Here is a 16,940-nt window from a genome sequence, read left to right on the forward strand (position 1 = left end):
GGGCCGGTCGCCCTTTACTCTGATGCCTGCTCGCTAGTTACTCGCGAGTTAAACAACGCCTGAACAACCGCCCGAGAGCGGTCCAGCCACACCGGAACCAGCACACCTGAGCCAGCCGCACCTGAACCAGCCGCACCTGAGTCGGCCGCACCGACCCGGCCGCACCGTCGCGGGCCCACGGAGGATGTCGTGAGCGACACACAGACACTGATCGAGAACCGTCCGCCCTCCGTGGCGGGACTCTTCCTGGAGCGGGTGGCGGCCACGCCGGACGCCGAGGCCTATCGCTACCCGGTCCCGTCGGCCTCGGGCGAGGGCCCGGACGACTGGAAGTCGCTGACCTGGGCGCAGGCGGCCGATCGGGTCTACGCGATCGCGGCCGGCCTGATCGAGCTGGGCATCCAGCCGCAGCAGCGCGTGGCCCTGGCCTCCGCCACGCGGCTGGAGTGGATCCTGGCCGACCTCGGCATCATGTGCGCGGGCGCGGCGACGACCACCGTCTATCCGCAGACCAACGCCGACGAGTCGGCGTACATCCTCTCCGACTCCGAGAGCCGGGTGCTGATCGCGGAGGACGCCACGCAGCTGGCCAAGGCCCGGGAGAAGAAGGCGGAGCTGCCCGACCTCACCCACGTCGTCGTGATCGACGCGGCCGGCGCCGACACCGGCGAGGACTGGATCCTCACCCTCGGCGCGCTGGAGGCCCTCGGCGCGGCCCGCCTGGAGAAGGACCCGGAGCTGGTCACGAAGCGGGTCGGCGCCCTCACCAAGGACCACCTCGCCACCCTCATCTACACCTCCGGCACCACCGGCCGGCCCAAGGGCGTCCGCCTCCCGCACGACAACTGGTCGTACATGGCGAAGGCGATCGCCGCGACCGGCCTGGTCACCGGCGACGACGTGCAGTACCTGTGGCTGCCGCTCGCGCACGTCTTCGGCAAGGTGCTGACCTCCGGCCAGATCGAGGTCGGTCACGTCACCGCCGTCGACGGCCGCGTCGACAAGATCATCGAGAATCTGCCGGTCGTCCAGCCGACCTACATGGCGGCCGTGCCGCGCATCTTCGAGAAGGTCTACAACGGCGTCGCCGCCAAGGCCCGCGCGGGCGGCGGAGCCAAGTACAAGATCTTCCAGTGGGCCGCCGACGTCGCCCGCGAATACGCCAAGGCCACCCAGGACAACTTCAAGCGCACCGGCACCGCGAACGCGCCCTTCGGCCTGTCCACCAAACACGGCATCGCCGACAAGCTCGTCTACGCCAAGATCCGTGAGGCCTTCGGCGGCCGCCTGCGCGCCTGCGTCTCGGGCTCGGCCGCCCTCGCCCCCGACATCGGCTACTTCTTCGCCGGCGCCGGCATCCACATCCTCGAGGGCTACGGCCTCACCGAGTCCTCCGCCGCGTCCTTCGTCAACCCCGGCGAGGCCTACCGCACCGGCACGGTCGGCAAGCCGCTGCCCGGCACCGAGGTGCGCATCGCGGACGACGGCGAGATCCTGCTGCGCGGCCCCGGCATCATGGAGGGCTACCACAAGCTGCCCGAGAAGACCGCCGAGGTGCTGGAGGCCGACGGCTGGTTCCACACCGGCGACATCGGCGAGCTCTCGCCCGACGGCTACCTGCGCATCACCGACCGCAAGAAGGACCTCATCAAGACCTCGGGCGGCAAGTACATCGCGCCCGCCGAGGTCGAGGGCCAGTTCAAGGCGGTCTGCCCCTACGTCTCCAACATCCTGGTGCACGGCGCCGACCGGAACTTCTGCACCGCCCTCATCGCCCTCGACGAGATCGCGATCACCGAGTGGGCCAAGGAGAACGGCCTGGAGGGCAAGCCGTACGCGGAGATCGTCGCGGCGCCCGTGACCGTCGAGATGGTCGACGGCTACGTCAAGCAGCTCAACGAGGGCCTCCAGCGCTGGCAGACCATCAAGAAGTTCCGCCTGCTGCCCCGCGACCTCGACGTCGAGCACGGGGAGATCACGCCGAGCCTGAAGCTGAAGCGGCCGGTGGTGGAGCGGGAGTACAAGCACCTGATCGAGGAGATGTACGACGGCTCGCGCGAGGCGTAGAGCGGGCGAGGCGGCCCGGAACGGGCGAGGCGCCGGGCGGGCGAGGGGCGCGGTCCGTTCGGCCGATGCTCGAAACTGTCCGTCTTACGGCTGTCTTCGAACGTTCGCCTAGCACGGTCCTCACTCATGGCGGCCCACTTCGGTAACTCCGCGCTTATGGACGGGGCCGGTCTGTCACTCTGTCGGCATCGACTGCGAAGTACTCGCACGAACTGCCCGGGGAGCCGTCCATGGGGGCCATTCCGACGCAACGGGAGACCGTCTCCCGCGCCAGTGGAGTGCCCGCGCACACTGCTGAGGCATCCGCCCAGGAGTGCGCGCGGGCTCACGTGACCCTGCTCGGGAGCTCCCTGGCGCCTGGCGCGGCCCGCGCGATGGTGCGGGCCGCGCTCGCCGACTGGTCCGAGCTCGCCCTGCCCGGCACGGAACAACTGACCGAGCATCTCGCCGCCGACGCCCTGGTGGTCGTCAGCGAGCTGGTCACCAACGCCGTCGTGCACGCCGGCACCGACGTGCAGGTGGCCTGCCGGCTGGAGGAGACGGGCACCCTCGTCGTCGAGGCCACCGACCACCACCCCTCCCGGGCGCCCAGGAGCGGTGACCACGAGTCGCCGTACGAGCCACCCGAGTACGGGCGCGGCCTGCGGCTCGTCGCCGCGGTCTCGGAGGCCTGGGGCATCACGTACCGCCCTGGCACCAAGACGGTGTGGGCGCGACTGCCGGCCGCGGGCGCCGAGGCCGCCGAACAGATCGAGGCGTACGCCGGGAGTCGTGGGGCACGGCACGCCGAGCCGGCGGCGGGCATGGAGCTGCCGGGGAAGGCGGCCGACGGGCCGGGCGCCGCGGGCACCCCGACCGGCCCGGGCTCCCCGACGGGCCCGGGCTCCCCGACCGGCTCCGGCTCCCCGAGCGGCCCGGTGGCGGTCCTGGACGGCTCGGGTGGCCGGGATGCTCCCGTGGTCCCGGAAAGCCCGGGTGGTTCGACAGCCGCGGATGGCCCCGACGCACAGGGCGGTACTGGTGGCCCGGACGGCCGGGATGCCTGGGACGGCCGGGATGCCTGGGGCGGCCGGGGTGGTGCCTGGGATGGCCGGGGCGGTGCCTGGGACGGCCGGGGTGGCGCCTGGGACGGCCGGGGTGGCGCCTGGGACGGCCGGGGTGGTGGCTGGGACCGCCGGGGTGGCTGGGACAGCCGGGGTGGCCAGGAGGGCTCGGACGTTCAGAGTGCCCCGGACCACGGCGTTCCCCGGGAGTTCCGGGGCGGCCTGGACGATTCGGATGGCCCGGACGGCCGCGGTGGCGGAGACCGTCAGGACGGCCCGGACGGCCCGGACGGCCCGGACGGCCCGGACGGCGCGGCGTACTGGCAGGGCGGAGGCAGGGGCAGGGGCAGGGGCAGGGGCAGGGGCGGGGGCGGGACGGCCGGGGCCGGTCGGCGCGGCATCCGCGACCGGGAGTGGCTGGGCCGCGGTGCCCTGTCCTTCCTCGCCGAGGCCTCCGACCTCCTGGCCGGACAACTGGACGAGGATCTGGTCGCCTCCCTCACCGGCCAGCTGATCGTGCCCCGGCTCGCCGACTGGTGCGCCGTGTGGCTGGAGGACGAGTCCCTGGGCCGGGGCGCCTGGAGCGACGACCCGGGGGCGGCCGTGGGGGCCCGGCTGGCCCGCGTCTGGCACGGCAGCGAGAGCTGCATCGAGGAACTGCGCCGGGCCCTGGAGAAGGACCCGCCCCGCCCGCGTGACCCGTGGCGCTCGGGCCCCGTCGCGCACCCCTGGCCCGGCGAGGCGCTCGGCCCGGACGGCCCGCACGGCGCCGCGCTCGCGTACCGCCTGGTCGCCGGCGGCCGGCCCCTGGGCACCCTGGTCATCGGGCGGACCGGCGCCCCCGGCGCCCCCGGCTTCCCCGACGAGATCACCGGCCTGGTCGAGGACCTCAGCCGCCGGGTGGCGCTGGCCATCGGCGCCGCCCGCCAGTACGCCCGGCAGGCCACCATCAGCGCCGTCCTCCAGCGCGGCCTGCTGCCCGGCGCCGTCGCCGAGATCCCCGGCGTGCGCAGCGCGCTCGTCTACGAACCGTGCGACAAGGGCGGCCCCAGCGGCGACTTCTACGACCTCTTCCCGGCCGGCGAGGGCCGCTGGTGCTTCGCCGTCGGCGATGTCCAGGGCAAGGGCCCCGAGGCCGCCGTCGTCATCGGCCTGGCCCGGCCCTGGCTGCGGTTGCTGGCCCGCGAGGAGTACGACGTCCCCGACGTCCTCGACCGCCTCAACCAGCTCCTCCTCGACGACGCCACCGAGGCCGCGGACGCCGCCGCCCGCGCCCTGGTCGCCAGCGGCCCTCCGGTTGCCCCGGGCGACGGACCGCAGACCCGCTTCCTGTCCCTGCTCTACGGCGAGCTGGTCCCGGTCGGCGGCGGCGCCGTCCGCTGCACCCTCGCCTCCGCCGGACACCCTCTGCCGCTGCTCCTCGGCCCCGACGGCACGGTGCGGGCGGTCGCGCAGCCGCAGACCCTGCTCGGGGTCGTCGAGGACGCGACGTACACCAGCGAGACCTTCGAGCTGGGGTCCGGCGACACCCTGCTCTGCGTCACGGACGGGATCACCGAGCGGCGCAGCGGGTCCCGCCAGTTCGACGACGGGGACGGGCTCGCCGCCGCGCTCGCCGGATGCGCGGGACTGGACGCCGGGCTCGTCGCCGAGCGCATCAGGCGGTTGGTGCACGAGTTCGGGCCCCGGCCCCCGGAGGACGATCTGGCCCTGCTGGTGCTCCAGGCCGAGTAGCCGTCGCCGTACGGGACAATGGACGCATGCCCTCCGCACTCCCCGACGGCGAACCCGTCCCCGCCGACGGCGCCCTCCCGGCGTCCGCGCTCGCCGGCGCCGCCGACCGCCCCCTCGGTTTCTACCTGCACGTGCCGTACTGCGCGACCCGCTGCGGCTACTGCGACTTCAACACCTACACCGCGACCGAGCTGCGCGGCACCGGCGGCGTCCTCGCCTCCCGCGACAACTACGCGGAGACGCTCGTCGACGAGGTCCGCCTGGCCCGCAAGGTGCTCGGCGACGATGCCCGCGAGGTCCGCACGGTCTTCGTCGGCGGCGGTACGCCCACGCTGCTGGCCGCCGGCGACCTGGTGCGGATGCTGCACGCGGTCCGCGGCGAGTTCGGCCTGGCGGCGGACGCGGAGATCACGACGGAGGCCAACCCGGAGTCGGTCGACCCGGCGTACCTCGCCACCCTCCGTGAGGGCGGCTTCAACCGGATCTCCTTCGGCATGCAGAGCGCGAAGCGGCACGTCCTGAAGGTGCTGGACCGCACCCACACCCCGGGCCGCCCCGAGGCCTGCGTCGCCGAGGCCCGCGCGGCCGGCTTCGAGCACGTCAACCTCGACCTGATCTACGGCACCCCCGGCGAGACCGACGACGACTGGCGCGCCTCGCTGGAGGCGGCGCTCGGGGCCGGACCGGACCACGTCTCGGCGTACGCGCTGATCGTCGAGGAGGGCACCCAGCTGGCCCGGCGCATCCGGCGCGGCGAGGTCCCCATGACCGACGACGACGTCCACGCCGACCGCTACCTGATCGCCGAGGAGACGCTGTCCGCGGCGGGCTTCGACTGGTACGAGGTGTCGAACTGGGCCGCCTCCGACGCGGCGCGCTGCCTGCACAACGAGCTGTACTGGCGGGGCGCCGACTGGTGGGGCGCCGGACCGGGAGCGCACAGCCACGTGGGCGGGGTGCGGTGGTGGAACGTGAAGCATCCGGGGGCGTACGCGGGGGCCCTGGCGGCGGGGACGTCACCGGGGGCCGGGCGGGAGCTTCTGACGGACGAGGACCGCAGGGTGGAGCGGATCCTGCTCGAGCTGAGGCTGCGGGAAGGGGCCCCGCTGTCGCTGCTGCGGGAAGAGGGCCTCGCGGCCTCCCGACGGGCCCTGTCCGACGGACTTCTCCAGGAGGGGCCGTACGAGGGCGGACGCGCGGTGCTGACCCTGCGCGGGCGGCTGCTGGCGGACGCGGTGGTGCGGGACCTGGTGGACTGAGGGAGGATCCCCCTTCGGCGGACCGACGGGGGACGGGCCCCCGCTGCGGCGGGGAGCGCGGACTGCCCGGCCGTGTGGACGAGCTGATCGACGGGCCGGCCTCCGCGGCGGCGGAGCCCGGCCCGTCAGGTCCGGCCCGTCAGGTCCGGCCCGTCAGGCCCGGCCCGCCGGCGCCCGGGCGACGGTCAGGGCACGGTCACGTGATCGATGAGTCGCTCCACACTGCCCAGCAGCTCCGGCTCCAGGTCCCTGTAGGACCCCACCCGCGCCAGGATCGCCTGCCACACCGCCCCCGTGTTCTCCGGCGGCCACCCCAGCGCCCGGCACACCCCCGTCTTCCAGTCCTGCCCGCGCGGCACTCGCGGCCAGCCGGGGATCCCCAGGGACGACGGCTTCACCGCCTCCCAGATGTCGATGTAGGGATGGCCGACGACCAGCGCGTGCTCGCTCGTCACCGCCTCCGCGATCCGCCACTCCTTCGAGCCCGGCACCAGGTGGTCCACCAGGACGCCCAGCCGTGCGTCGGGCCCGGGCGCGAAGTCGGCGACGATCGACGGCAGGTCGTCCACGCCCTCCAGGTACTCCACGACCACGCCCTCGACACGCAGGTCGTCGCCCCAGACCTTCTCGACCAGCTCGGCGTCGTGCCGTCCCTCGACGTAGATGCGCCCGGCGCGGGCCACACGCGCGCGTGCCCCCGGGACCGCCACCGAGCCCGACGCCGTACGGGTGGGGCGCACCGGACCGGACGACGGCCGGACCAGCGTGACCACCCGCCCCTCCAGCAGGAAGCCCCGCGGCTCCATCGGGAAGACCCGGTGCTTGCCGAAGCGGTCCTCCAGGGTCACCGTGCCCGCCTCGCAGCCGATCACCGCGCCGCAGAAGCCGGTGCCGGACTCCTCGACCACACGGCCGGGGTCGGCCGGGACCTCCGGTACGGGCTGCGGCTTCTTCCACGAAGGGGTCAGGTCGGCGGAGTACTGGCGCATTCTCACGACGATACGAGGAGTCGACCCGCCGTGATCAGCGCGACACGCCGAACCGCGCGGCCAGCGCGTCCCGTTGGGCCCGGACGAACGCCGCGTCCACCACCGCTCCGTGACCGGGGACGTACAGCGCGTCCTCGCCGCCCAGGCCGAGCAGCCGGTCCAGGGCGGCCGGCCAGTGCGACGGTACGGCGTCGGGGCCCGCCTGCGGCTCACCGGACTCCTCGACCAGGTCGCCGCAGAAGACGACCGCCACCTCGCCGGGCACCAGCACCGCGAGGTCGTGGCCGGTGTGCCCCGGGCCCACGTCGGCGAGCAGCGCCTGCCGGCCGCCGCCCAGGTCGAGCGTCCACTCGCCGCGGACCTCGTGGCGGACGCGGACGAGCGCGTCGGCCGCCTCCGCCGCCTGCCGTGCGTCCAGGCCCTCCGCCACCGCCTCCGACCGCAGCGCCTCCCGCCCGTGTCCGCCCGGCGCGAACACCGCGTCCGTGCCCACCGCGCCGTAGACCTCCGCGTCCGCGAACGCCGCCGCGCCGAAGACGTGGTCGAAGTGCGGATGGGTCAGCGCGAGATGTGTCACACGGTGACCGGCGAGCTCCCGCGCCCCCGCGCGCAGCCGGGCGCCCTCGTCGAGGCTCGATCCCGCGTCCACCACCAGCGCCGCGCCCGCGCCGACGACCAGCCCCGCCGTGCAGTCCCACCCCGGCAGCCGGCACCGCCCCACCCCGGCCGCCAGTCGCTCCCATCCCAGGTCTTCCCAAGTCACCGTCACGACGACGACGCTAGCGCCGTGACACCTCCGTGCACGGCGGCGTGCCCCCGGCCTTGCCGGGGGCGTACCCCACGGCCGTACACTGGGCCGGGGAAGTCTGGCACTCGCGCGCCGTGAGTGCCAGGGACACGGCGGCGAGCCGGGCGGGAAGCCGGGCGGACGACATTCTGGAGGTGCGCGCGAATGCTGAGTGAACGCAGGCTCCAGGTGCTGCGCGCCATCGTCCAGGACTACGTCGGCACCGAGGAGCCGGTCGGCTCCAAGGCGCTCACCGAGCGGCACAACCTCGGCGTCTCCCCGGCCACCGTGCGCAATGACATGGCGGCCCTGGAGGACGAGGGGTTCATCGCCCAGCCGCACACCAGCGCCGGGCGTATCCCGACCGACAAGGGCTACCGGCTCTTCGTCGACAAGCTGGCCGGCGTCAAGCCGATGACCGGGCCCGAGCGGCGCGCCATCCAGAACTTCCTGGAGGGCGCCGTCGACCTCGACGACGTGGTGGCCCGCACGGTGCGGCTGCTCGCGCAGCTGACCCGGCAGGTCGCCGTCGTGCAGTATCCGTCGCTGACCCGCTCGACCGTGCGGCACGTGGAGTTGCTCTCCCTGGCGCCCGCGCGGCTGATGCTCGTGCTGATCACGGACACCGGCCGGGTCGAGCAGCGGATGGTGGACTGCCCGGCGCCGTTCGGCGAGGCGTCCCTGGCGGACCTGCGCGCGCGGCTCAACAGCCGGGTCGCCGGGCGGCGGTTCTCGGACGTGCCGAGCCTGGTGGAGGATCTGGCGGAGGCCTTCGAGGCCGAGGACCGCGGTACGGTCTCCACCGTGCTCTCCACTCTCCTGGAGACGCTGGTCGAGGAGAACGAGGAGCGGTTGATGATCGGCGGCACCGCCAATCTGACCCGCTTCGGGCACGACTTCCCCTTGGTGATCCGACCCGTCCTCGAGGCGCTGGAGGAGCAGGTCGTGCTCCTCAAGCTGCTCGGCGAGGCGAAGGATCCGGGCGTGACCGTCCGTATCGGTCATGAGAACGCCCACGAAGGACTCAACTCCACGTCCGTCGTGTCGGTGGGCTACGGTTCGGGCGGCGAGGCGGTTGCCAAGCTCGGCGTGGTCGGACCGACCCGCATGGACTACCCGGGAACGATGGGAGCGGTACGCGCAGTGGCACGGTACGTCGGACAGATCCTGGCGGAGTCGTAGGTGGCCACGGACTACTACGCCGTACTCGGCGTGCGCCGCGACGCTTCCCAGGACGAGATCAAGAAGGCGTTCCGGAGGCTCGCCCGCGAGCTGCACCCGGACGTCAACCCCGATCCGAAGACCCAGGAGCGGTTCAAGGAGATCAACGCCGCCTACGAGGTGCTGTCGGACCCGCAGAAGAAGCAGGTCTACGACCTCGGCGGCGACCCCATCTCGCAGGCGGCCGGCGGCGGCGCGGGCGGCTTCGGCGCGGGTGGCTTCGGGAACTTCTCGGACATCATGGACGCGTTCTTCGGTACGGCGTCGCAGCGCGGGCCGCGCTCGCGCACCCGCCGGGGCCAGGACGCGATGATCCGCATCGAGGTCGAGCTGGACGAGGCCGCGTTCGGTACGACCAAGGACATCCAGGTCGACACCGCGGTTGTCTGCAACACCTGCAACGGTGAGGGCGCGGCCCCCGGCACGTCGGCCCAGACGTGTGACATGTGCCGCGGCCGCGGCGAGGTCTCGCAGGTCACCCGGTCCTTCCTGGGCCAGGTCATGACCTCCCGCCCCTGCCCGCAGTGCCAGGGCTTCGGCACCGTGGTCCCGACCCCGTGCCCCGAGTGCGCGGGCGACGGCCGGGTCCGCTCCCGGCGCACCCTGACCGTGAAGATCCCGGCCGGTGTCGACAACGGCACGCGGATCCAGCTCGCGGGCGAGGGCGAGGTCGGCCCCGGCGGCGGCCCCGCCGGCGACCTGTACGTCGAGATCCACGAGCTGCCGCACTCGACCTTCCAGCGGCGCGGCGACGACCTGCACTGCACGGTCACGATCCCGATGACGGCGGCGTCCCTCGGCACGAAGGTGCCGCTGGAGACGCTCGACGGCATGGAGGAGGTCGACATCCGCCCGGGCACCCAGTCCGGCCAGTCGATCCCGCTGCACGGCCGCGGTGTCACCCACCTGCGCGGCGGCGGCCGGGGCGACCTCATCGTCCACGTCGAGGTCATGACCCCGAGCAAGCTCGACGCCGAGCAGGAACGCCTGCTCCGCGAGCTGGCCAAGCTGCGCGGCGAGGAGCGTCCGACGGGGCAGTTCCAGCCCGGGCAGCAGGGGCTGTTCTCGCGTCTGAAGGACGCCTTCAACGGGCGCTGACATCGGCCACCGCCGGCCACCGCCAGGGGCGTTCCGATGCGGATGCTCCTGGCGTATGCCAACGGAAGCCCGGATTCGGACTCGCTCGGAGGACGTGACAACATGCGGTCATGTCCTCCGCACTGACCGATCTTTTCCCCTATCCGATCGTGCAGGCGCCCATGGCGGGCGGCGTCTCCGTGCCGCAGCTCGCCGCCGCGGTCTGCGAGGCGGGCGGGCTGGGATTCCTCGCCGCCGGGTACAAGACCGCGGACGGGATGTACCAGGAGATCAAGCAGCTGCGGGGACTGACGAGCCGCCCCTTCGGCGTCAACCTCTTCATGCCGCAGCCCGAGACGGCCGACCCCGCCGCCGTCGGCGTCTACGCCCACCAGCTCGCCGGCGAGGCCGCCTGGTACGAGACGGAGCTAGGCGACCCCGAGTGCGGCAGGGACGACGGCTACGACACCAAAATCGCCGTGCTGCTGGACAACCCGGTGCCGGTGGTGTCGTTCCACTTCGGCGTCCCGAGCCGCGAGGTCGTCGACTCCCTGCACCGCGTCGGCACCTTCGCCCTGGTCACAGCGACCACGGCGGAGGAGGCCAGGGCCGTCGAGCGGTCCGGCGCGGACGCGGTGATCGCACAGGGCGCCGAGGCCGGCGGACACCAGGGCACCCACCGGGACCACCCCGAGACGGGCGGCTCCGGCACCGGACTGCTGTCGCTGGTCGCCCAGGTCCGGGAGGCGGTGAGCCTGCCGATCGTCGCCGCGGGCGGCATCATGCGGGGCGGGCAGATCGCCGCCGTCCTCGCGGCCGGCGCGAGCGCGGCCCAGCTCGGCACCGCCTTCCTCGCCACCCCCGAGTCCGGCGCGCACGCCCTGCACAAACAGGGCCTGACCAACCCCCTGTTCGTACGCACCGAACTGACCCGCGCCTTCTCCGGCCGCCCCGCCCGCGGCCTGGTCAACCGCTTCCTGCGCGAGCACGGCCCCTACGCCCCCGCCGCCTACCCGGAGGTGCACCACCTCACCGCGCCGCTGCGCAAGGCGGCGGCGAAGGCGGGCGACGCGCAGGGCATGGCGCTCTGGGCGGGGCAGGGCCACCGGATGGCCCGGGAGCTGCCCGCCGGGCAGCTGGTGGAGGTGCTGGCGGCCGAACTCGCGTCCGCCGGGACAGCGTTGTCAGGGTTCGTGACGGGAGGGACGGGCCGATGACGGCGCCGGTGTTCGTGGTCGACTCCCTCCAGCCGGGGGACCTGCCCGGAGGGGAGTACGTCCTGGACGGCCCCGAGGGACGGCACGCCGTCTCCGTGAAGCGGCTGCGGGCCGGCGAGGACGTCGTTCTCACCGACGGACGCGGACGCTGGGCGGAGGGCGTGGTGAAGGCCGCCGAGGGCAAGGACCGGCTGGTCGTCACGGGGCTGGCGACGGTCCACGAGGAACCGCCGGAGCGGCCCCGCGTCACCGTCGTCCAGGCCCTGCCCAAGGGCGATCGCGGGGAGCTGGCCGTCGAGACGATGACCGAGGTCGGGGTCGACGCGATCGTGCCGTGGGCGGCGTCCCGCTGCGTCACGCAGTGGAAGGGCGACCGCGGCCTGAAGGCGCTCGGCAAGTGGCGGGCCACGGCCCGGGAGGCCGGCAAGCAGTCCCGCCGGGTCCGCTTCCCCGACGTCGCGGACGCGGCGACGAGCAAGCAGGTTGCCTCGTTTCTGGCCGACGCCGACTTCGCCGCCGTACTCCACGAGAGCGGTGAGGAGCCCCTGGCCACCGCCGAACTCCCCGCCGCCGGTGACATCGTGCTGGTCGTCGGCCCCGAAGGCGGGGTCTCCCCGGAGGAGCTGGCCCTCTTCGCCCAGGCTGGGGCCAAGCCCTACCGACTGGGACACAGCGTCCTGCGCACCTCCACCGCAGGCACGGCGGCGACGGCGGTACTCCTGGCCCGCACCGGCCGCTGGTCCTGACGGCGACGCCGCCGGTCCGACGACGGCGCCGCCGGCACCACGGCCGGAGCCTCCCCGGCACCGACCGCAGGAGCCCCCGGCCGCACCGTTCAGCCGTCCGCCGCGCGGGCGGCGGCGACCGCCGGGAACAGTTCCCAGCCGTCCAGGTCCGCGGACCGGTCGAGCAGCCCGCGCCGGGCCGCCTCGTCGACGAAACCCCGTACGACACCGGGTTCGTGCAGGTTGAGCGACTCGTTCCCCACGGCCACGCAGCCCGAAGGCAGGAAGCCGTCGGGGACGAACCGTCCCTCGCCGCCCCGGAACAGCAGCAGAATCCTCGTCCTCGTCCCGTCCCGGGAGAGGCTGAGTACCTCCTGGCAGGGCCCCGTGACACTGTGCCGGTGCCGTACCGACCACACGTAGGCCGTGGTTTCGTCCACGACGAGCCGTCTGCGCCGACGTCCACTGTGCATCCGCCAAGGGTAGTGAGGAGTGGCCGTATGCGCCCTACCGCGGGCCACGCACCGGTGGCAGGCTGCCCTCCATGGGGGCGTTGAGGCGGATTCGGCGTGTGGCTCCGGCGGCCGTCGGCGCGGTCGTCGCCGTCGGCGGTGTCGTCGCTTGCGAACCGGGCGGGCTCAGTTCCGCGTCGGTGGCGTACACGACGGACCAGACCGTGACACGCGAGCTGGAGCGGCAGAAGGCGGAGGTGCGGTGGCTCACCTGCACCGCCTCCTTCGGGGACGACGGTGCCACCGCCTCGGCGGGCGAGGACACCGTCGCGTCCGTCCACTGCGAGGGGAAGACCGACGGCGGACAGGACATCACCGTCGACGGCGAGGTGACCCGCGTCGTCAACGGCGCCTGCGTGCGCGGCGATCTCACCGCCAAGGTCGACGGCGAGGAGTGGTTCCGGGTCAAGGGGCTGGGCGACTGCGACGCCACGAGCGCCCCGCCCGCGAACCGGCCCTCCCAGCACGGGCCCGGGCCCACCGTGACCGTCACCCGCACCATCTGGTGCCCGGACGATCCGCACTGCCGGCCGGTGGAGGGCAAGTAGCCGCACCCGCGTGCCGTGGCCGGTAAGTGATCCAAACCTCTGTCGGCGGACCCCGCCCCTGCATAGGGTGAGAGGGTGACACAGCCCGCAGCGCCTGCCTACCTCCGCTTTCCGCACCCGCACGGCGAGTTGGTCGCCTTCACCGCCGAGGACGACGTGTGGCTCGCCCCGCTCGACGGCGGCCGGGCCTGGCGGGTCAGTGCCGACAACGTGCCGGTGAACCACCCGCGTATCTCGCCCGACGGCACCACGGTCGCCTGGTCCTCCACCCGCGACGGCGCCCCCGAGGTGCACATCGCCCCCGCCGACGGCGGCCCCGCCAAGCGACTCACGCACTGGGGCAGCCTGAAGACCCAGGTACGCGGCTGGACCCCGCAAGGGCGGGTCCTCGCCCTCAGCACCTACGGCCAGGCCAGCCTGCGCCGCAGCTGGGCCCGCGCCGTCCCGCTCGACGGGGGGCCGGCCACCACCCTGCCGTACGGGCCCGTCGGGGACGTCGCGTACGGGCCGCGCACCGTGCTGCTGTCCGCGCCGATGGGCCGCGAGGCCGCCTGGTGGAAGCGCTACCGGGGCGGCACGGCGGGCAAGCTGTGGATCGACGGTGCCGAGGGCGACGGCGAGTTCGTGCGGCTGCACGGCGACCTCGACGGCAACATCGAGTACCCGTTCTGGGTCGGCGACCGGATCGCCTTCCTCTCCGACCACGAGGGCACCGGCGCCCTCTACTCCTCCCTCGCCGACGGTTCCGAACTGCGCCGCCACACCCCCCTCGACGGTTTCTACGCCCGGCAGGCCGCCACCGACGGCGTCCGCGTCGTCTACTCCAGCGCCGGTGAACTGTGGACGCTGGACGACCTCGACGGCGCCGAGCCGCGCCGGCTCGACATCCGGCTCGGCGGTGCCCGCGTCGACCTCCAGGCCTACCCCGTCAACGCCGCCCGCTGGTTCGGCTCCGCGTCCCCCGACCACACCGCGCGCGGCAGTGCCGTCGCCGTACGCGGCGGCGTGCACTGGGTCACCCACCGCGCCGGGCCGGCCCGCGCGCTGGCCGCGCGGCCCGGCGTACGGACCCGGCTGCCGCGCGCCTTCCGCGCGGACGGCGAGGAGTGGGTGGTGTGGGTGACGGACGCCGAGGGCGACGACGCCCTGGAGTTCGCCCCCGCCACCGGACTCGCGCCCGGCGCCACCGCGCGGCGCCTCGCCGCCGGACAGCTCGGCCGGGTGCTCGCCCTCGCCATGGCACCGGACGGCAGCCGCGCCGCCGTCGCCTCGCACGACGGGCGGGTCCTGCTCGTCGAGCGCGAGAGCGGCGAGGTCCGCGAGGTCGACCGCAGCGACCACGGGGACGCCTCCGGGCTGGTCTTCTCGCCCGACTCCGCCTGGCTCGCCTGGTCCCACCCCGGCCCCGACCCGCTGCGCCAGCTCAAGCTCGCGGGCACCACCGACCTGTCGGTGAGCGAGGCGACCCCGCTGCGCTTCAAGGACTACTCGCCGGCCTTCACCCTGGACGGCAAGCACCTCGCCTTCCTCTCCACCCGCTCCTTCGACCCCGTCTACGACGAGCACGTCTTCGACCTGGCCTTCGTCGAGGGCGCCCGCCCGTACCTGATCACGCTCGCCGCGACCACCCCGTCGCCCTTCGGCCCGCAGCGCCACGGCCGCCCCTTCGAGACCCCGGACCGGGACGAGACCCCCGACAGCGAGGGCACCCCGACCACCCGGATCGACATCGAGGGCCTCGCCGACCGCATCGTGCCGTTCCCCGTCGAGGCCGCCCGGTACTCCCGGCTGCGCGCCGCCAAGGACGGCGTGCTGTGGCTGCGCCACCCGGTCACCGGGGTCCTCGGCGCCTCCCGCGCCGCCCCGGACGACCCCGACCCGCACACCGAGCTGGAGCGCTACGACCTCGCCCAGCAGCGCGTCGAGCACCTCGCCGCCGACGCCGACCACTTCGAGGTCAGCGGCGACGGCAAGCGGGTGCTGCTGTGGACCGACGGACGCCTCAAGGTCGTCCCCAGCGACCGGCGGGCCTCCGGCGACGAGGACAGCGACACCAACATCACCGTCGACCTGAGCCGCGTGCGGCAGACCGTCGACCCGGCCGCCGAGTGGCGCCAGATGTACGACGAGACCGGCCGCATCATGCGGGACCACTTCTGGCGGCCCGACATGAGCGGTGTCGACTGGGACGGCGTCCTCGACCGCTACCGGCCCGTCCTCGACCGCCTCGCCACCCACGACGACCTGGTCGACCTCCTGTGGGAGGTGCACGGCGAACTCGGCACCTCGCACGCCTACGTCACCCCACGCGGCGGCCACGGCGGCGGCGCCCGGCAGGGCCTGCTGGGCGCCGACCTCTCCCGGCACGAGGACGGCGCCTGGCGCATCGACCGCGTCCTGCCCTCGGAGACCTCCGATCCGGACGCCCGTTCACCGCTCGCCGCGCCCGGCGTCGCCGTGCGCGCCGGGGACGCGATCGTCGCGGTCGCCGGACAGGGCGTCGACCCGGTCACCGGGCCCGGCCCGCTGCTGGTCGGCACGGCGGGCAAGCCGGTCGAACTGACCATCTCCCCCTCCGGCGGCGGGGACCTGCGGCACGCCGTCGTCGTTCCCCTCGCCGACGAGGAGCCCCTGCGCTACCACGCGTGGGTCGCCGACCGCCGCGCCTACGTCCACGAGAAGTCCGGCGGCCGGCTCGGCTACCTCCACGTCCCCGACATGCAGGCCCCCGGCTGGGCGCAGATCCACCGCGACCTGCGCGTCGAGGTGGCCCGGGAGGGCCTGGTCGTCGACGTCCGCGAGAACCGCGGCGGCCACACCTCCCAACTGGTCGTCGAGAAGCTCGCCCGGCGCATCGTCGGCTGGGACCTGCCGCGCGGCATGCGGCCGTCCAGCTACCCGCTGGACGCCCCCCGCGGACCGGTCGTCGCCGTCGCCAACGAGTTCTCCGGCTCCGACGGCGACATCGTCAACGCCGCGATCAAGGCACTCGGCATCGGCCCGGTCGTCGGCACCCGCACCTGGGGCGGCGTCATCGGCATCGACAGCCGCTACCGCCTCGTCGACGGCACGCTGATCACCCAGCCCAAGTACGCCTTCTGGCTGGAGGGTTACGGCTGGGGCGTGGAGAACCACGGCGTCGACCCCGACGTGGAGGTCCCCCAGCGCCCCCAGGACCACGCGGCGGGCCGGGACCCCCAGCTGGACGAGGCGATCAGGCTCGCGCTGGCGGCACTGGAGGAGACCCCGGCGAAGACGCCGCCGAGCCTGCCGTAGCCGTAGCCGTAGCCGTAGCCGCAGCCGTAGCCGTAGCCGCAGCCGCAGCCGGAAGCCGGGGAGGCACGACTGCCCGCGGCCCGACGGATACGATGCCGTAGAAGATCACCGGCGTGAGGAGAGCCCCATGACGGGGGAACCACAGGACGACTGCCTGTTCTGCAAGATCGTCGCAGGCCAGATCCCCGCGACGATCGTCCGCGAGACGGACACGACCGTCGCCTTCCGGGACATAAACCCCCAGGCGCCCACCCACGTCCTGGTGATCCCCAAGGCCCACCACCGGGACGCCGCCGCCCTCGCCGCCGGCGCCCCGGAGATCGCCGCGGACGTCCTGCGCGAGACCCAGGCGGTCGCCGACCAGGAGAAGCTGGACAGCTACCGCACGATCTTCAACACCGGCACCGGCGCGGGCCAGACCGTCTGGCACGCCCACGCCCACGTCCTCGGCGGCCGCGGCCTCGAATGGCCTCCCGGATAGGCAT

The 16,940-nt window shown here is 74.0% G+C and carries 13 protein-coding genes; 10 read left to right on the forward strand and 3 right to left on the reverse strand.

Annotated elements, in window-relative coordinates; all coding sequences use genetic code 11:
- Positions 1–189: 189 nt before the first annotated feature.
- From ACZ4V1_RS02230 to hemW, 3 genes are all read left to right on the forward strand, one after another.
- Positions 190–2,067: an AMP-dependent synthetase/ligase gene (locus tag ACZ4V1_RS02230; RefSeq protein ID WP_468328199.1), complete on the forward strand. Its 1,878-nt coding sequence runs from the start codon at positions 190–192 to the stop codon at positions 2,065–2,067.
- A gap of 230 nt (positions 2,068–2,297) precedes the next feature.
- Positions 2,298–4,844, forward strand: coding sequence for a SpoIIE family protein phosphatase (locus ACZ4V1_RS02235; protein WP_468328201.1), 2,547 nt, complete (start codon positions 2,298–2,300; stop codon positions 4,842–4,844).
- A gap of 26 nt (positions 4,845–4,870) precedes the next feature.
- Positions 4,871–6,103, forward strand: a complete 1,233-nt coding sequence (gene hemW, locus ACZ4V1_RS02240) for a radical SAM family heme chaperone HemW (protein WP_468328203.1) — start codon at positions 4,871–4,873, stop codon at positions 6,101–6,103.
- A 185-nt stretch (positions 6,104–6,288) separates the two neighbouring features.
- Here hemW and ACZ4V1_RS02245 read toward each other — a convergent pair whose 3' ends face one another.
- Together ACZ4V1_RS02245 and ACZ4V1_RS02250 are read right to left on the reverse strand one after the other, a co-directional pair.
- On the reverse strand, positions 6,289–7,092 hold the full coding sequence (locus tag ACZ4V1_RS02245) for a DUF3097 domain-containing protein (RefSeq protein ID WP_468328205.1): 804 nt from the start codon (positions 7,090–7,092) through the stop codon (positions 6,289–6,291).
- Positions 7,093–7,126: 34 nt separating this feature from the next.
- Positions 7,127–7,861 carry an MBL fold metallo-hydrolase gene (locus ACZ4V1_RS02250; RefSeq protein ID WP_468328207.1) on the reverse strand — a complete coding sequence of 245 codons (735 nt, stop codon included), beginning with the start codon at positions 7,859–7,861 and terminating at the stop codon, positions 7,127–7,129.
- 183 nt (positions 7,862–8,044) lie between these two features.
- Here ACZ4V1_RS02250 and hrcA point away from each other — a divergent pair, with 183 nt between their 5' ends.
- From hrcA to ACZ4V1_RS02270, 4 genes are all read left to right on the forward strand, one after another.
- Positions 8,045–9,061, forward strand: coding sequence for a heat-inducible transcriptional repressor HrcA (gene hrcA / locus ACZ4V1_RS02255; RefSeq protein WP_468328209.1), 1,017 nt, complete (start codon positions 8,045–8,047; stop codon positions 9,059–9,061).
- A complete protein-coding gene (dnaJ, locus tag ACZ4V1_RS02260) occupies positions 9,062–10,198 on the forward strand; it encodes a molecular chaperone DnaJ (protein WP_468328211.1) in 1,137 nt (378 codons plus the stop codon).
- Positions 10,199–10,308: 110 nt separating this feature from the next.
- The gene (locus ACZ4V1_RS02265; protein ID WP_468328213.1) at positions 10,309–11,394 is read left to right on the forward strand and encodes a nitronate monooxygenase; all 1,086 of its coding nucleotides are present in this window, start codon (positions 10,309–10,311) and stop codon (positions 11,392–11,394) included.
- Entirely contained in the window at positions 11,391–12,140 is a 750-nt protein-coding gene (locus tag ACZ4V1_RS02270) for a 16S rRNA (uracil(1498)-N(3))-methyltransferase (protein WP_468328215.1), read from the forward strand. Before ACZ4V1_RS02265 ends, ACZ4V1_RS02270 begins: the two co-directional genes overlap by 4 nt.
- Before the next feature lie 89 nt (positions 12,141–12,229).
- On the opposite strand, the gene ACZ4V1_RS02275 is transcribed toward ACZ4V1_RS02270, so the two are convergent.
- Positions 12,230–12,592 (reverse strand): hypothetical protein, encoded by a 363-nt coding sequence (locus ACZ4V1_RS02275; RefSeq protein WP_468328217.1) that lies wholly within the window; start codon positions 12,590–12,592, stop codon positions 12,230–12,232.
- Between the two features lie 71 nt (positions 12,593–12,663).
- On the opposite strand from ACZ4V1_RS02275, the gene ACZ4V1_RS02280 reads away from it, so the two are divergent.
- The 3 genes from ACZ4V1_RS02280 (at position 12,664) to ACZ4V1_RS02290 (ending at position 16,936) form a co-directional block, all read left to right on the forward strand.
- Positions 12,664–13,179 (forward strand): hypothetical protein, encoded by a 516-nt coding sequence (locus ACZ4V1_RS02280; RefSeq protein ID WP_468328219.1) that lies wholly within the window; start codon positions 12,664–12,666, stop codon positions 13,177–13,179.
- Positions 13,180–13,254: 75 nt separating this feature from the next.
- Complete coding sequence (locus ACZ4V1_RS02285; RefSeq protein ID WP_468328221.1) at positions 13,255–16,455, forward strand: S41 family peptidase; 3,201 nt, start codon at positions 13,255–13,257, stop codon at positions 16,453–16,455.
- Positions 16,456–16,582: 127 nt separating this feature from the next.
- Entirely contained in the window at positions 16,583–16,936 is a 354-nt protein-coding gene (locus ACZ4V1_RS02290; RefSeq protein ID WP_468328223.1) for a histidine triad nucleotide-binding protein, read from the forward strand.
- Positions 16,937–16,940 lie beyond the last annotated feature (4 nt).

The organism is Streptomyces sp. NPDC028991, assembly GCF_055564775.1.

Bases quoted from the DNA above. Each gene is read 5' to 3' on its own strand.
- ACZ4V1_RS02265 (WP_468328213.1), top strand. From the start codon at position 10,309: ATGTCCTCCGCACTGACCGATCTTTTCCCCTATCCGATCGTGCAGGCG.
- ACZ4V1_RS02290 (WP_468328223.1), top strand. From the start codon at position 16,583: ATGACGGGGGAACCACAGGACGACTGCCTGTTCTGCAAGATCGTCGCA.
- ACZ4V1_RS02280 (WP_468328219.1), top strand. From the start codon at position 12,664: ATGGGGGCGTTGAGGCGGATTCGGCGTGTGGCTCCGGCGGCCGTCGGC.
- ACZ4V1_RS02270 (WP_468328215.1), top strand. From the start codon at position 11,391: ATGACGGCGCCGGTGTTCGTGGTCGACTCCCTCCAGCCGGGGGACCTG.
- ACZ4V1_RS02245 (WP_468328205.1), bottom strand. From the start codon at position 7,092: ATGCGCCAGTACTCCGCCGACCTGACCCCTTCGTGGAAGAAGCCGCAG.
- ACZ4V1_RS02275 (WP_468328217.1), bottom strand. From the start codon at position 12,592: ATGCACAGTGGACGTCGGCGCAGACGGCTCGTCGTGGACGAAACCACG.
- ACZ4V1_RS02235 (WP_468328201.1), top strand. From the start codon at position 2,298: ATGGGGGCCATTCCGACGCAACGGGAGACCGTCTCCCGCGCCAGTGGA.
- hrcA (WP_468328209.1), top strand. From the start codon at position 8,045: ATGCTGAGTGAACGCAGGCTCCAGGTGCTGCGCGCCATCGTCCAGGAC.
- hemW (WP_468328203.1), top strand. From the start codon at position 4,871: ATGCCCTCCGCACTCCCCGACGGCGAACCCGTCCCCGCCGACGGCGCC.